Below are 16483 nucleotides of genomic sequence, written 5' to 3'. Positions count from 1 at the left end.
TGACTTTTACATTTATCTACTTATTGAAATAGCTTTTTTAAATTCTCCGTAAACGGTGCCTTTACAATCCCTTTTTCTGTAATAATCGCTGTTACATTTTCATGTGGAGTAACATCAAATGCTGGATTATATACTTTACTTTCTTTCGGAGCAGAATATTGTCCGAAGCGATTAATCACTTCAGAAGCATCTCTTTCTTCAATCGGAATTTCTTTTCCTGTCGATGTCTTTAAATCAATTGTCGGCGTTGGTGCCGCTACATAAAACGGAATGTTGTAGTATTTCGCTAAAATAGATACGCCTAATGTTCCAATTTTATTTGCTATATCACCGTTCGCTGCCACACGGTCGCATCCAACAATTACAGCGTCAATCTTCCCTTGTGACATGACCATAGCCGCCATATTATCCGTAATGACAGTAACATCAATTCCCGCTCGCTGTAGTTCTAATGCCGTTAACGTTGACCCTTGTAATCTTGGACGTGTTTCATCCGAAAAGATTTTTAAGTCCCATCCTTTTTCTTTCGCTAAGTACATTGGAGCCGTCGCAGTACCATACTTAGTCGTCGCTAACGCACCAGCATTACAATGTGTTAATACTCCCATTCCATCATGGAATAATGTTAATGCATGTTCTCCAATTTGACGGTTAATTTCTTCATCTTCTCTATGAATCTCTTTTGCCTCTTCTAGTAATCTATTTTTCAGCTGTGAGATTGATAAATGAATATTATCTGTCGCTACACTTTCCATTCTTTCAAGTGCCCAAAATAAATTTACGGCAGTCGGTCTTGATGTCGCCAAGTATGTACATACCTTTCTTACTTCATCCATAAATCCTTCTTCCGTACCTTCAGCAAATTCCTTTATCCCTAAATACACTCCGTAAGCTGCTGAAACACCAATCGCTGGTGCACCTCGTACTTTCATTACTTGAATGGCATCCCACACACTTTCAGCTGTTTTAAAAGATTCATAAACAATTTCATTCGGTAATAACGTTTGATCTAACAAAACTAAAGCATCATCTTTCCACTGAATTGGTATTAATTGCTCTTCCATCATATTCTCCCCTTACTCCGCGTAGTGCATTGACTGTTCTTTTAACGTTGCTACAAAACTTGTACCCGTTCTATATTGATTCGCTCGTAAAATAAAACTCTTCGCTACTTGAAGACAAATTCGCTCCGCTCTAGCACGTGCTTCCTCATTCTCAATACAAGTAATATCTTTTACTTTCGCTAATCCAACAATACGGCGGATTAATTCAAGACCTGTCACTGCAGCTGTATCCTCTAATACAGATTGTAAATAGGCTTCGTTAAAGCCTTCTTCCTTCGCCATAATCTCGGTCACATGAATATCCCAAGCATCTAAAAACTTCTTCTTAAATAAATCAATTGCCTCTACCATCGTAGTTTGTAACCAATCCATATACGTATCTTTCTCAGCTCCAGGTGGCATCGTTGCATCTGCATTCACCCAAGCAAACATTAAATTCGCCATTACATTCCCAACGTCATATCCCATAGGTCCATAAAAAGCAAACTCAGGATCAATAACTTTTGTAGAATCATCTCTTACAAAAACAGAACCAGTATGTAAATCACCATGAAGCAATGCCTGTGCATTCGTCATAAAAGAAAATTTACGTTTCGCTACTTCCATACGAAGCTCTTTATCACTATAAATATGCTCCCTAATCCATCCCTCATTTAAAGGAAATAACTCATTACGCTTATTATGATTTGTAAATGGTTCTGAATATACGAGGTCCTCTGTAATCTCACATAATTCAGGATTTATATAATTCTTCACAAGTTCCTTCTTCTCTTTATGATTCATTACAACATCAGATGTTAATAAAAGTGTATTTACCATAAAAGTAGTTAAGTCGTCAGCAAGCTGCGGAAATATTTGATGATTTATAAGTGCTGTACGTAATATTGTGTGATTCGATAAATCTTCCATTACGCAACAGTTCATCACACTATCAAATAAATACACCTTAGGAACAAGTCCAGGTGCTAACTCATGCTCTAACTGCAAAACATCTGATTCTATACGAATACGATTCGTCGATAACTTAAACTCATCTGAAATGCGAGCTGTATCCCCAGCTTGCTTTACGATGACAGACATGTTCTCTTTTTCATCCCAAACGCGGAACACATAATTTAAATTGCCATCACCTATTTCTTTACACTTTAGCCCCTTTGCATGTTCAAACTTAGATAATTTCTCTTTCACATATGCAATCACATCGCTAGCTTCCATTAAAAAATACTTTGTGAACTTAGACATGGTTTCCCCTCCACACCAATTGTAAGCGTTTTCCAAAAGCTATAAAAAATAATAGGTTGAATTTTTTCATCCTATAAATATGTATTCTTCTTTTTGAAAGGTATATCTAGGTTTTATTATATCTTGTTAGCAATTTGAGTCAATGTTTCTAACTATCATCTCAAATATATACTTCCTAATTATATATTTGAGATGACAAAAATTGTTCAAAAAGATTTCGATTCATTTTATTTTATTTATCGCACAATTCTTTGTAAAATAGAAATAAGCAGTTCCTTTTCAAATACATAACTTCTAAGAAATATTTCCTTCCTAAGAATTTACACTTACACCATATTTCTAACATACACACTACTCTTTCAAACAATCATTGAAAATTTATAAACTTAAAGTTACCTTTCCATTCCCTGTTAGCCTTAATTGAGAATAAATATTAATTAAATTGGTATAAAGTTGGTTTATTCTCTTGACAAAATAACCACTTCTATATGATAATTAATATCGAATTAGAATTATTATAGTTAATTAAAAAATATATTTTATGAGCACACTATTTTTTGATGCTCAAAACCAACATTTAGGAGGAATTTTAACATGTTATTAATCGGCACAGAAGTAAAACCGTTTAAAGCTAATGCTTACCATAATGGAGAATTTATCCAAGTTACTGACGAAAGTTTAAAAGGAAAATGGAGTGTAGTTTGTTTCTACCCAGCTGACTTCACATTCGTTTGCCCAACTGAACTTGAAGACTTACAAAACCAATACGCAACTCTAAAAGACTTAGGCGTTGAAGTATACTCTGTATCTACAGACACTCACTTCACTCACAAAGCATGGCATGATAGCTCAGAAACTATCGGCAAAATCGAGTACATCATGATTGGTGACCCAACTCGCACAATCACTACAAACTTCAACGTTTTAATGGAAGAAGAAGGTCTTGCTGCTCGTGGTACATTCATCATCGATCCAGACGGCGTTATCCAATCTATGGAAATCAATGCTGACGGTATCGGCCGTGACGCAAGCATTCTTGTTAACAAAATTAAAGCTGCTCAATACGTACGTAACAACCCAGGTGAAGTTTGCCCAGCTAAATGGCAAGAGGGTTCTGCAACACTTAAACCAAGCCTTGACCTTGTAGGCAAAATCTAAGGAGTTCGATCAAAATGATACTAGATGCAGATATAAAAACACAACTATCCCAATACCTTCAATTAATGGAGAACGATATTTTACTTAAGGTAAGCGCAGGAGACGATAACGTATCTAAAGATATGTTAGCTCTAGTAGACGAATTAGCTACTATGTCATCTAAGATTACAGTAGAAAAAGTTGAATTAGAGAGAACACCAAGCTTTAGCGTAAACCGCCCTGGTGAAGACACTGGTGTCGTATTCGCTGGTATTCCATTAGGACACGAATTTACATCATTAGTGTTAGCTTTACTACAAGTAAGTGGACGCGCTCCAAAAGTTGAACAAAAATTAATCGATCAAATTAAAAACATTCAAGGCGAATATCATTTTGAATCTTATATCAGCCTAAGTTGTCATAACTGTCCTGATGTTGTACAAGCTCTTAACGTAATGAGCGTTCTTAACCCTGGTATTACACATACTATGATTGATGGCGCTGCATTCAAAGAGGAAGTAGAAAGCAAAGACATCATGGCAGTACCAACTGTTTACCTAAACGGCGAATCTTTCGGAAGCGGTCGTATGACACTTGAAGAAATTTTAGCTAAAATGGGTAACGGTCCAGATGCATCAGAGCTTTCTGATAAAGATCCATACGATGTTCTTGTTGTTGGTGGCGGCCCTGCTGGTGCAAGTGCAGCAATTTACGCAGCACGTAAAGGCATCCGCACTGGTATCGTTGCTGAGCGCTTCGGTGGTCAAGTAATGGATACTATGGGCATTGAGAACTTCATCAGCGTAAAAAAGACTGAAGGTCCTAAGCTAGTAGCAAGCCTTGAAGAACACGTAAAAGAATACGACATCGATGTAATGAATCTACAACGTGCGAAACGTTTAGAGAAAAAAGAACTTATTGAAGTGGAACTTGAAAACGGCGCTATTCTGAAAAGTAAGAGCGTAATCGTTTCTACAGGTGCTCGCTGGCGTAATGTTGGCGTACCAGGTGAAGCTGAGTTCAAAAATAAAGGTGTAGCATATTGCCCACACTGTGACGGCCCATTATTCACTGGAAAAGACGTAGCAGTTATCGGCGGAGGTAACTCTGGTATTGAAGCAGCTATCGACTTAGCAGGTATCGTTAAGCACGTAACTGTTCTTGAATTCATGCCAGAATTAAAAGCTGATGCTGTATTGCAAGAGCGTCTTAACAGCTTACCAAACGTAACTGTTCTGAAAAACGTTCAAACGAAAGAAATCACTGGTACTGATAAAGTAAATGGTATTTCTTACATCGATCGTGAAACTGAAGAAGTTCATCACGTTGAATTACAAGGTGTATTCGTACAAATCGGTCTTGTGCCAAACACAGACTGGTTAGGCGAAACAGTTGAACGCGTTCGCGGTGAAATCGTAACAGACAAGCACGGCGCTACAAACGTACCAGGAGTGTTTGCTGCAGGTGACTGTACAAATAATCCGTACAAACAAATCATCATCTCTATGGGTTCAGGTGCAAACGCAGCTTTAGGTGCATTTGATTACTTAATCCGTAACTAATAAAAACAGGTGCCTTGGCACCTGTTTTTTATTACCCTAATGTATAAACTAAAAACCTCTCATTCCCATTCTTCTCATAAGCACCTGGCAATCTAACTTCTTTCTTCAGCTCAAACGCAGTCTGATTTTCTAAGAAGAAAATATAGTCCTCAGAAGGATAATATAAAATAATATCCACTTCTCTCCCCGTGTTTTCTACTGAAAACAAAATGTTATTTACTACATTCATAAACACTTGCACAGAAAACGGATTAAAGAAATAAAACCTATTATCATGTGGATCAATCTCATATTCCTGCGCTAAACAACATTGGAATTGAATTTTCCCCTTACTGTTTCGTGCCTTTCGGGCATAACGATCTCGATTATCGATCGCTTCTTTATAAAACTCTTCATTCATTTCAATTCCAACTGCTGAAGCCCCACATTTATGATGCATATAAAAGTTTAATCGCCCTTTTCCGCACCCAAAGTCTACAATTCGGTCACTACTTTTTATTTCATATTGATTCAGTAACTCATCTAATCCGCTATACGGCGTCGGTTCATAACGGTGATAATGCATAGATTTGTTAAATCCTTTTTGCTCACCGACTGTTTTTATATGTAAAACTGCATCGTAATATTGTTCGTTCATTCGTTTTCTCCTATTAAAAAATGGTACTTATTATTATACACCATGTACTGGAGGCTCATTTTTCATCAAATTAATAGATATGTGAAATTATATTAACGATTTTCTTAATATATCTATCGTAACTTCAAATATATCAACGATTTTTCAAATATATCGATTTACCGACAATTCACGACAAAAAAACAGGAGCTCTTTAGCCCCTGTCTTCTAACACTTTCAATACAGTTTGTTTCAATATTTCTACCCCATCCATAATACAACTATGATCAAACCTCATATACGGATGGTGTAATCCAGGTTGTAGGTCTGCTCCTAGTCCAAGCATGACAGCTTTTAAATGTGGTCTTTTCACTGTATAGTAATGGAAATCATCGCTTCCTGTCGTATAGAGAGGCCCTGTGCATCTCTCTTCCCCATACACTTCGAGAATACCTTTACGCATAAAGCGCTCTGCTTCTTCGGAAACCTCTGCTCCTGGTGCAAGATCCATCCATTCGTATGAAGTTTTCGACCCCATCGATGCAGCTGATTCTATTACATGCTCAATCTTTTTCTTTAATTCTTCTAATAGTATATTACTCTCTGCTCTTACATCTAAACTGAAATGACCATTTCCCGGAATAATATTTAAATTATCACCACCAGCTTGGCATCTCGTCATTTTTACTGAATAAGAACTTTGCGGTGGCAGCCAAATATTTTTCAAACCGATATTAATCATGGAAATGACATCAATTGCATTCACACCTTGGTGTGGTCTTGCCCCGTGTGCATCCTCCCCATGAATCATACCCTCTAAAAATCCTGCTGCTCCATGACGAATAGATGGAGCTGCTTGTTTCAAAGATAGTTCTTCAATTGGTCTTAGATGGACGCCAAATAAGAAATCAGCATCATCTACAGCACCTTTCTCCACCATCTTTAAAGCACCATTCCCCTTCTCTTCTGCCGGCTGAAAAATAAATCTAACCGTACCACTTTTCCATCTCATATTTTTCAATTGTAAAATAAGTCCCATTACAATGGTCATATGAGCATCATGGCCACATGAATGGTTCGCTTTAAATTCTCCATTTACTTCTTGCCAAAGTGCATCCATATCAGCACGAATCGCAATAACTGGATTCCCGCCTCCAATCTCAGCAATTACACCTGGACAATCATCAAATGTTCTATATGAAATTCCTTCTTCTTTTAAAAAGTCAGTAATATACGCTGTCGTTTCATATTCTTTCCAACTTACTTCAGGGTTTTCGTGTAAATGCTGAAAAATCTCCGTTAAGCGCTCTTGTAGTTCTAATGTTTTCAACGTTCCAGTCTCCTTCCCACATTACAAACGATTCGGGTTAATTATACTTATGAAAAACAGATGTTTTTATGAACATATTGAATTTTAAGAAAAAAGTCAATTGTTTATTTTTAAATACTTAAAAACCTTACTCTGCACTTATATTACAAATTAAACAAACAACTAGAACATTCTTTATTTTCTGTTTTTTTATGTTGACGCTTACATAAACTTTTAGTTATCATAACCTAATAAACGTCTATTTTACGACAATTCTAAAAATACAAACAAACATACGTAACAAGGAGGAACTTTATGAAAAAAGAAATACCTTTTGGAATAGCGATTATCCCTATTATCATTACCGTTGCAGTTATGATGGTTACAATTGTTGTATTAAAACAAACCCCTCACGTTCCACTTATTATCGGTACAACCGTTGCTTCTATTGTCGCTTGGCGTTACGGTTACAAATGGAATGATCTTGAAGAAGCAATGTATAAAGGGATTCGTCTTGCATTACCTGCTATCGTCATTATTATTCTTGTCGGCTTAACAATTGGTGCTTGGATTGGCGGTGGAATCGTCGCAACGATGATTTATTACGGTTTAAAACTTTTAACTCCATCACTATTTTTAGTTTCCATTACCGTCATTTGTTCTATCGTTGCATTAGCAATTGGTAGCTCTTGGTCTACAATGGGAACAATTGGTGTTGCTGGAATGGGAATTGGCCTAAGTATGGGAATCCCAGCTCCAATGGTTGCTGGTGCCATTATTTCAGGCTCTTATTTTGGCGATAAAATGTCACCGCTTTCAGATACAACTAACTTAGCCGCAGGATTAACAAATACAGATTTATTCGCACACATTCGTCATATGTTATTTACTACAGTTCCAGGTTTAATTATTACTCTTATCGTTTACGCGGTCTTAGGAAGAAGCTTCGGCGCTAACAATATTGATGCGAAGAGCATCGATCAAACGTTACAAGTATTGCAACAAAACTTTGTTATCTCACCTTTCCTACTCATTATACCCGTAGTCGTTATGGTATTGGTCGCTAAAAAGGTCCCTGCCATACCAGCGATTCTCGTCGGTATTATTTTAGGATTTTTATCACAAGTCTTTATTCAAGGTGGTTCTGTCTCAGCATCTGTCGGTGCACTCCAAGCTGGATTTGTTATAGACACTGGAAACAAGCTAGTAGACGAACTATTTAACCGCGGTGGCTTAGATTCGATGATGAATACAGTCTCTATGACAATTGTCGCTATGACTTTCGGAGGAGTATTAGAACATACAGGTATTCTTCGCTCAATTGTAAATCAAATTTTAAAGTTAGCGAAATCAGCAAAAGGGCTTATCGCTTCTACTATCGCATCTTGTTTTGCAACAAACCTTACTTGCTCTGAACAATATATTTCAATTGTTGTCCCTTCAAGAATGTACGCAAATGCATACACGGAAAAAGGACTACATTCAAAAAACTTATCCAGAGCATTAGAAGATGGTGGAACATTAACTTCTGTCTTCGTTCCTTGGAATACGTGCGGTGTATTTATTCTCGCAACACTTGGCGTAGGTGCATTTGAATATGCTCCTTATGCTATTTTGAATTTCATCGTACCTATTATCTCAATCATTTATGGTATAACAGGCTTCACAATTGTAAAACTATCAGACATTGAAAAAGCAGAACTACTAAAGAAACAAAAAGCTCAACTAGAAGCTTAAAAATAGCGGTAAATTCAGTTCATATAGTGCGCGAGGTCGCCCTTGTTGATAGGGCATTTCCTCGCCGCAAATATGAGCATACCCGTAATCAACTAATTTCTTTAACAACCTTTCTGTCGATCTTCGAGTCACTTGTAAGTACTCAGAAAGGTCAGCTGCTGTAAACTTCAATGACGGGTGCGATTGACTAAATTGAATGATTTTTGACAAATTGGCCGGACTAAGCTTTGTTTCCTTCGCTATTTTCATTAGTTCCGGATTATCATTTTTCAAACTTTGTACTCTCTGTTCTTTCGGGAACGGACCAAACAAATCTTTATCACTTGTTAGTATATAAAAACAACGATCTATTGGATTGTTCTTTGCAAAACTTTGAGCAATTTTTGCATTTTGCTCCGCCTCTTTCACGGTTTTTCCATAACCAAATCCAATAGCTATTGTTCCTTCTACGCTCGCAAACAAGTTATCTATCGCATTTGTTTTAATAATCGATTCGATATCACCACGAGTTGTATACAAAATGCATGTCATTTCATCCACTTGTTTAAATGAACCACGTAGTTCTTTTGAAATGACATCTAGTTTTTCAAGCAAACGCGTTCGTAATTCTAAAGAAGAAATAATACAAGCACCAACAGTAGCTGAATAGCTTTTTGCTAACTCAGCTTTTATTTTTGCATCTTTTAGCCCATGTATAATGGACTGTGTTGGATCAATCATGCGCTCTGAAGGAACACCTATTTTTTGAAGCTCGTCGTAAACAGCGTGAATACTAGTTAAAGCTAAATGAGCTTCTCCAGATTGATATTTAGCTACATGAAAATCGATAACTCTATTTATCTCATCTTTACTCCACAGCATATTTTCATAATCCAACACTTGCGGGCTTTCTTTTATACCAATATCATGGAACACATTTGTAATAAACGAGCGGTCTACTAAATCGATGGAAATGTTATGTGGTTGAATACTTTGATGATACATGATAGAAAGAATTGAAGATGCGACAGTTGTCTCGTTTTGCTGTAAGTATGTACTTGGAATTCGTAATTGTTCTCTTATTTCTTTTGCCATATAATAAGGTAAAGCACCTGAGAAAAAGATGACATCACAAGGCTTTAGACACTTTAATAGTTCAGAAGATTCCGTCGGATGAAGGTAAATATATGGATCAATTTCTATTCCTTCTAATTTTTGAGCAATAGGAAAAAGGTTCTCCATAAACTCCTTTGAACCGACAACTGCAATTTTTATCATCATTTTCTCTAACTCCTTATCATTAATTAACGACCATTTAACGTCAACTATATCAAATGTACAAAACTATTGTAAACAGGAAGGGGTTTCTATTCAATGAAAATCACAGCTATTCATCTTTACGCAATTCGTTTACCGCTTCGCAATCCGTTTGTTATTAGTTATGGCTCTTATTCTGATATGCCCTCTATTATCGTCAAAATGGAAACAGATGAAGGTATTATCGGTTACGGTGAAGGCGTTGCTGATGATCACGTCACAGGTGAATCATGGGAAAGTACTTTCCATACTTTAAAACATACGCTAACCCCGGCCCTAATCGGACAAAATCCAATGAATATCGAAAAAATACACGACATGATGGACAATACAATTTACGGTGTTCCAACAGCGAAAGCCGCAATTGATATTGCTTGTTTTGATATAATGGGCAAAAAACTAAATCAACCTGTATATCAATTAATTGGCGGGCGCTATCATGAAGAATTCCCTGTCACTCACGTTTTAAGTATTGCCGATCCTGAAGATATGGCTGAAGAAGCTGCTTCTATGATTCAAAAAGGTTACCAATCTTTCAAAATGAAAGTTGGTACGAATGTAAAAGAAGATGTGAAACGTATTGAAGCTGTACGAGAACGTGTAGGAAATGACATTGCGATTCGCGTTGATGTAAATCAAGGCTGGAAAAATAGCGCAAACACATTAACAGCACTGCGTTCATTAGGACATTTAAACATTGACTGGATTGAACAACCTGTTATCGCGGACGATATTGATGCCATGGCTCATATCCGTTCTAAGACAGACCTCCCGCTTATGATTGATGAAGGACTAAAAAGTTCTCGTGAAATGCGCCAAATTATTAAATTAGAAGCTGCTGATAAAGTGAATATAAAACTAATGAAATGCGGTGGCATATATCCAGCTGTAAAGCTCGCTCATCAAGCTGAAATGGCCGGCATTGAATGCCAAGTGGGATCAATGGTCGAATCATCTGTTGCCTCTTCCGCAGGATTCCATGTCGCTTTCTCAAAGAAAATCATTACGAGCGTAGAGCTAACGGGACCATTAAAATTCACGAAAGACATCGGAAACTTACATTACGATGTACCATTCATTCGCTTAAACGAAAAGCCCGGACTCGGCATTGAAATAAATGAAGATACACTACAAGAACTAACCGTCTTTCAAGATGTTGTACGCTAAAGGAGGACTATCATATGACGGTTCTATACGAAGGAACATTAAAACAAAATAACGAATCATTTCACGTTACATTACTATCACTAGAGCACATCGAACAAATTTTATCACTACAAAACATTGTAGTTGAAGCACTAGAAGATAAAAGTCGTTTACAACCACTCTCACAAGAAGAATTTCAATACATTCTAGAAGGAAACGGCATGATGATCGGTGCTTTTATCGAAAACGAACTCATCGCATTTCGCGCTCTACTCGTCCCTCCTATCGACGATGAACATTTAGGGTTTGATATTGGTTTGCCAGAAAGTGAACTACACCGCGTCATCTATCAAGAAATCTCAAACGTTCATCCGAACTGCCGAGGAAATGGTATGCAAAAAATATTAGCAAAAGTCATTATGGAAGAATTGCAAAAAGAAGACAGCAAATATGATTATGTATGCTGCACCGTTGCTCCTTTTAACATTCCGAGTTTGAAGGATAAGTTTGCGCAAGGGATGGAGATTGCTGCACTGAAAGAGAAGTATGGTGGTAGTCTGCGGTATGTTTTTGTGAAGGAATTGCGCGGAGATAAAGAAAGAGATTGGACGGATGTTCAAAGTATTCTAATGAATGATGCTGTTGGACAGCAGGCGTTGCTTTCGGATGGATATCGTGGGTATGATATGGAGAAAGTTGATGAAGATTTTATTGTGAAGTTTGGACGATAATCTATATACTCGAAAAGAGGAGATGTCTGCTGTGACATCTCCTTTTACTTTCTCTTCATTGAACATATCGATTGCAACTCCAAATATATCGGCGGTTTTCGAAATATATCGGCGCAACTTCAAATATATCAGCGATTTTCGAAATATATCGACTTACCGACAAAGATTGACAATAATCGCAACCTATACAAAGCGCAACATTAAACCGTCATCTTCCAACTAGATAATGCTAACCAATTCTCCATTTCTTTATAATCAGGCATTATCTTCCCGACAAGACGCCAAAAAGATCGATCATGATTTAAATGAACCATATGACACATTTCATGAACAACTACATAGTCAATTACTCGCTGTGGTGCCATTGCTAGCTTCCAATTGAATGTTAGTTGTAAATTCGAATCGCAAGTACCCCAAGTACGACTACTATCTGTAATACGAATAGAACGTGGTTTTGTCTTAAAGTTACTTTGATGCACTTTAATGCTCTTCTCTACTAAAGTTTTACACTGCTTATAATAAAATCGTTTTAAAGCTTGCTGTATTTTCTCATCCTTTAGCTCTTTTACATAAATATGTAACTTATCCTTTTCAAACACTGCATTGTCTTGCGTAATGCTTGCGTCTTGAGAAATTTGTATCGGATACGTATTTCCTAAATATAAAAAGCCTTCTCCTTGATCATAATCCTTTTCCTGTGGTCCACGCGCTCGCTCCGCCATTTCCTTACGTGTTGTCTGAATCCAATCCCACTTTTCCTCTAGCAACTGGACTAAGTATTCAACAGGTGTCCCTTTCGGAGCTTGCACTTCCACATTTCCATACGAATCCACAAAAAGACGCACGGACTTTTTCTTCTTATAAGTTATATGAAAATTAATTGTCTCACCTAAATATGTATGTACCATTTCATCACCTAGCGTATTATTTTACAAATAAAAAAGAGTAGGATACGAACGTCCTACTCTACCTATTATATCATTTACTGCTTTAACGAACTCATTATCCTCTATACTTTACAGCTAATCCTTTAATGAAGTTCCTTGCGTATTTATCGCCGCACTCTTTGTAATTTTTATGGCCTTTTTTTCTTAATAGAGCGCCTAACTCTCCTTTTGTTACCGTAACGCCCACGCTATCTAATATATCAAGTACATCCTCACTCGTTAAAGATAGTGCGATTTTCATTTTCTTTAGAAGAAGGTTATTGGCACTCTCCTTGCTCTGTACAGGTGCAGGCTGCCCTGGTTTCGGATCTTGCTTCCCTCTTTTTAAGGTAATAAATCCATTTAAAAACGCCTCTAACATCATCATATCGCATATTTTTACGTACTCATCTTCAGCTACCTCATCATTTTCAGCTTCATGCTGAGGCGCTCTCTTTATTTTTGTAAGCATATCAACTACGTCTTCTTTCGTTACTTCCATCCCGCCAAGTTTAAAGATTTCTACCATATCTATATCTTTTATATCTAAAGCGTATCTTACTCTTTTTAATATATCGTTGTTGCTCATTGCCATTGGGTTTCCTCCTGAAATGTTGATTATTTATTCAGCGGTTAAAGTTTATGCTATAACCTGCTTTAAATTATCATGTTTAATCTAACCTTTTAGTTATTGTCCGCTAAATTAATACTTTAACATTTTAAAGATATGTTTTATAGTCTTACCCGAACTTTTCTCTATCATTGTATCTACAGAGCTCTTACATGTTTTTTATATGCCTATAAAAAGATTTCTCTCTTAACATTAACTAAAAGAAAAAAACAGTGCTTTGATTTCTCAAATACACTGTTCTTTTCCAGCTCTGCACTTATTTTCAACTCACTCATGTCATGCACTACATATGAAATGATTTAACTGCTTAAAAGTTAAACCGTCTCACTATCCTGAGCCACACCAACACTATCCTCAAACTTATCCAACAAAGCACGCACTTCATCCGTCGACTTCGTGCTCATCAATTGATTTCTTAGTTCAGCAGCTCCTGGGAAGCCCTTCACATAAATTTTGAAGAAGCGATGTAATCCTGTTATGGATCGTGGTAATACTTCTGCATATTGATCTTGAAGATCAAGTTGTAGTCTTAAAAGATCTAGATGTTCTTTGCTGCTATGCTCTCTTGGCTCTTTTTCAAAAGCAAATGGATTTTTGAAGATGCCTCGTCCGATCATTACGCCATCAATGCCGTATTTTTCAGCAAGTTCCAGCCCCATTTTACGATCAAGGATGTCTCCATTGATTGTTATTAACGTATTGGGTGCAATGCGGTCACGTAATTTTTTAATTTCCGGAATTAGTTCCCAATGCGCATCTACTTGGCTCATTTCTTCTCTTGTACGTAAGTGAATAGAAAGGTTTGCAATATCTTGTTTGAAAATGTGCGTTAACCAATCTTCCCACTCGCTTAACTCTTTAAAGCCAAGTCTTGTTTTTACGCTGACAGGTAGTCCGCCCGCTTTTGCTGCTTGAATAAGTTCTGCTGCAACGTCTGGACGTAGAATAAGGCCACTACCTTTCCCTCTTGATGCTACATTCGGTACTGGGCAACCCATATTAATATCGATGCCTTTAAATCCTAGTTCTGCCATACCGATACTCATTTGACGGAAGTATTCGGGATTGTCTCCCCAAATATGTGCTACCATCGGCTGTTCGTCTTCTGTAAAAATTAAACGGCCACGTACACTTTTCATACCTTCTGGATGGCAATAGCTATCCGAGTTTGTAAACTCTGTGAAGAATACATCCGGACGACCAGCTTCACTTACTACGTGACGGAAAACAACGTCTGTCACATCTTCCATTGGTGCAAGTACGAAAAATGGTCGTGGTAATTCACGCCAAAAATTATCTATCATTTCAAATTCAAATCCTCTCACTATGAATACAATTTCAAAATCTAAATTTATAATTTGTGAAAATCAGCAATATTTATTTTAACTAAAATCGCTTATGAATGGTATTTTTGTAAACCAAAAAGCAGGTGGTATAGATTTTTTCTATATCAACTGCTTTCCTATTATACTAACTTAAGCCAAGCCACACACTCCACATGAGTCGTATGCGGGAACATATCAACAGGTTGTACTTCCTGTGTTTTATATCCGCCTTCTTCTAGTACTTTTAAATCACGTGCTAATGTTGCTGGGTTACATGATACGTATACGACGCGGTTTGGCTTCATGTCAATGATTGTGTTTAGTAATGCTTCGTCACAGCCTTTACGCGGTGGGTCTACGACCATTGTGTCAGCAATTACGCCTTCTTTGTACCATTTTGGAATAACTACTTCTGCTTCTCCTACGCCAAATTCAGCGTTTGTCATGTTGTTTAGTGCTGCGTTTCGGTTTGCGTCTTCGATTGCTTCTGGGACGATTTCAACGCCGTACACTTTTTTCGCTTTTTGCGCTAGGAATAACGAGATTGATCCGATTCCGCAATAGGCATCGATTACTGTTTCGTTACCATTTAATTTTGCGTATTCTAACGTTTTATCGTATAGCACTTTCGTTTGTTCTGGATTTACTTGATAGAATGAACGTGCTGAAATCGCAAATTTAATGTCACCGATAAAGTCATAAATATATTCTGATCCGTATAATACTGTCGTTTTGTCTCCGAAAATTACGTTTGTACGCTTCGTATTTACGTTTTGAACAATCGATTTTACTTCTGGGAATTTCGCTGCAATTTCTTCAATAATTGCTTTTTTGTTCGGCAATTCTGCTGTACGTGTAATGAAGACCAGCATAATTTCTCCTGTTACTTGCCCGTAACGAGCCATTACGTGACGAAGTGTTCCTTTGTTACGCTCTTCGTTGTACGCAGTGATACCGTGCTTTTCACAAATACGTTTTACTTCTTGAATTAATATATCGTTTTCTTCTGCCTGAATTAAGCATGATTCCATATTAATGATATCATGCGTTCCTTGGCGATAGAAACCAGCTACAAGTCCGCCTTCACGTTCTCCGATTGGTACTTGTGCTTTATTACGGTATACCCACGGATTTTGCATGCCAAGTACAGGATGAACAGGAACATCACCTAGTCCTCCAATGCGCTGCATAACGTCACGTACTTGCTTTTCTTTCGCCTGTAATTGTCCCTCATATGATAAGTGCTGAAGCTGACAACCGCCGCACTGATTATATACTGGGCATTCAGCATCTTTACGATATGGGCTTTCTGTATGAAGCTTCATTAAACGACCAAATGCAAAGTTTTTCTTCACTTTAATAATTTTAATTTGCGCTTCTTCACCTGGTAATCCGTTTTTAACGAAAATAGGATAGCCCTTTACTTTCGCAACACCGGCACCATCATGTGTTAAATCTTCAAATACTACATCTATAAACTCGTTTTTCTCAACTGGTGGCGTCATTTTAGTACTCATTTTCCGACCTCTCTTTTTCATAACACTGCGTTACATTTTATCATACTTATATGGTCTTTTTCTATTGGAAGAAAAAAAGCTATTGACGATACTTCTCTGTTAATGTTACGCTACTACTAATTTAATACGGACGATGTTACCTCATATATACTTGATAATATGGATCGAGAGTTTCTACCCGGCAACCTTAAATTGCTGGACTATGGGGAAAACTAATGAATATTAGCCTATGCGCAAAAAAGGA

General features: G+C 37.2%; 14 protein-coding genes and 1 riboswitch. Of the genes, 5 read left to right on the top strand and 9 right to left on the bottom strand.

From position 1 onward, the window contains the following. Nucleotides 1-20: 20 nt before the first annotated feature. Nucleotides 21-1067 carry an S-methyl-5-thioribose-1-phosphate isomerase gene (gene mtnA / locus MHB52_RS02040; RefSeq protein WP_001998967.1) on the bottom strand — a complete coding sequence of 349 codons (1047 nt, stop codon included), beginning with the start codon at nt 1065-1067 and terminating at the stop codon, nt 21-23. A 9-nt stretch (nt 1068-1076) separates the two neighbouring features. Continuing rightward, nucleotides 1077-2306, bottom strand: a complete 1230-nt coding sequence (mtnK, locus tag MHB52_RS02035) for an S-methyl-5-thioribose kinase (protein WP_061662929.1) — start codon at nt 2304-2306, stop codon at nt 1077-1079. 594 nt (nt 2307-2900) lie between these two features. Here mtnK and ahpC point away from each other — a divergent pair. Both ahpC and ahpF read left to right on the top strand, forming a co-directional pair. After that, the gene (gene ahpC, locus MHB52_RS02030) at nt 2901-3464 is read left to right on the top strand and encodes an alkyl hydroperoxide reductase subunit C (RefSeq protein ID WP_000924420.1); all 564 of its coding nucleotides are present in this window, start codon (nt 2901-2903) and stop codon (nt 3462-3464) included. 14 nt (nt 3465-3478) lie between these two features. Then, a complete protein-coding gene (ahpF, locus tag MHB52_RS02025; protein ID WP_000599501.1) occupies nt 3479-5005 on the top strand; it encodes an alkyl hydroperoxide reductase subunit F in 1527 nt (508 codons plus the stop codon). A gap of 31 nt (nt 5006-5036) precedes the next feature. Here ahpF and MHB52_RS02020 read toward each other — a convergent pair whose 3' ends face one another. Together MHB52_RS02020 and MHB52_RS02015 are read right to left on the bottom strand one after the other, a co-directional pair. Next, nucleotides 5037-5642 carry an SAM-dependent methyltransferase gene (locus MHB52_RS02020; protein ID WP_044584081.1) on the bottom strand — a complete coding sequence of 202 codons (606 nt, stop codon included), beginning with the start codon at nt 5640-5642 and terminating at the stop codon, nt 5037-5039. A gap of 193 nt (nt 5643-5835) precedes the next feature. After that, nucleotides 5836-6951, bottom strand: a complete 1116-nt coding sequence (locus MHB52_RS02015) for a M20 peptidase aminoacylase family protein (protein ID WP_000853516.1) — start codon at nt 6949-6951, stop codon at nt 5836-5838. 294 nt (nt 6952-7245) lie between these two features. On the opposite strand from MHB52_RS02015, the gene nhaC reads away from it, so the two are divergent. Further along, the gene (gene nhaC, locus MHB52_RS02010; protein WP_000711525.1) at nt 7246-8667 is read left to right on the top strand and encodes a Na+/H+ antiporter NhaC; all 1422 of its coding nucleotides are present in this window, start codon (nt 7246-7248) and stop codon (nt 8665-8667) included. On the opposite strand, the gene MHB52_RS02005 is transcribed toward nhaC, so the two are convergent. Further along, a complete protein-coding gene (locus MHB52_RS02005; protein ID WP_061662928.1) occupies nt 8656-9927 on the bottom strand; it encodes a hypothetical protein in 1272 nt (423 codons plus the stop codon). The two genes, nhaC and MHB52_RS02005, sit on opposite strands and share 12 nt — an antisense overlap. Nucleotides 9928-10020: 93 nt before the next feature. On the opposite strand from MHB52_RS02005, the gene MHB52_RS02000 reads away from it, so the two are divergent. Beyond that, nucleotides 10021-11130, top strand: coding sequence for a mandelate racemase/muconate lactonizing enzyme family protein (locus MHB52_RS02000; RefSeq protein ID WP_016117088.1), 1110 nt, complete (start codon nt 10021-10023; stop codon nt 11128-11130). Nucleotides 11131-11144: 14 nt separating this feature from the next. After that, on the top strand, nt 11145-11840 hold the full coding sequence (locus tag MHB52_RS01995; RefSeq protein WP_061662927.1) for a hypothetical protein: 696 nt from the start codon (nt 11145-11147) through the stop codon (nt 11838-11840). A 200-nt stretch (nt 11841-12040) separates the two neighbouring features. Here the strand turns inward: MHB52_RS01995 and MHB52_RS01990 are convergent, their stop codons facing one another. The 4 genes from MHB52_RS01990 to rlmD form a co-directional block, all read right to left on the bottom strand. Then, the gene (locus MHB52_RS01990; protein ID WP_000233762.1) at nt 12041-12748 is read right to left on the bottom strand and encodes a M48 family metallopeptidase; all 708 of its coding nucleotides are present in this window, start codon (nt 12746-12748) and stop codon (nt 12041-12043) included. Between the two features lie 94 nt (nt 12749-12842). Then, complete coding sequence (locus MHB52_RS01985; protein ID WP_061662926.1) at nt 12843-13361, bottom strand: YehS family protein; 519 nt, start codon at nt 13359-13361, stop codon at nt 12843-12845. A gap of 350 nt (nt 13362-13711) precedes the next feature. Continuing rightward, nucleotides 13712-14701 carry a tRNA dihydrouridine synthase gene (locus MHB52_RS01980; RefSeq protein WP_000566708.1) on the bottom strand — a complete coding sequence of 330 codons (990 nt, stop codon included), beginning with the start codon at nt 14699-14701 and terminating at the stop codon, nt 13712-13714. Between the two features lie 161 nt (nt 14702-14862). Beyond that, nucleotides 14863-16239 (bottom strand): 23S rRNA (uracil(1939)-C(5))-methyltransferase RlmD, encoded by a 1377-nt coding sequence (gene rlmD, locus MHB52_RS01975; RefSeq protein WP_000105018.1) that lies wholly within the window; start codon nt 16237-16239, stop codon nt 14863-14865. A gap of 121 nt (nt 16240-16360) precedes the next feature. Further along, nucleotides 16361-16462: riboswitch (purine riboswitch) on the top strand. Nucleotides 16463-16483: the final 21 nt, after the last annotated feature.

This window comes from Bacillus sp. FSL K6-0073, assembly GCF_038006085.1.
Classification (GTDB): domain Bacteria; phylum Bacillota; class Bacilli; order Bacillales; family Bacillaceae_G; genus Bacillus_A; species Bacillus_A cereus.
Note: the sequence above shows the minus strand (reverse complement) of the source record. Positions and strands in the feature narration are given on the sequence as shown.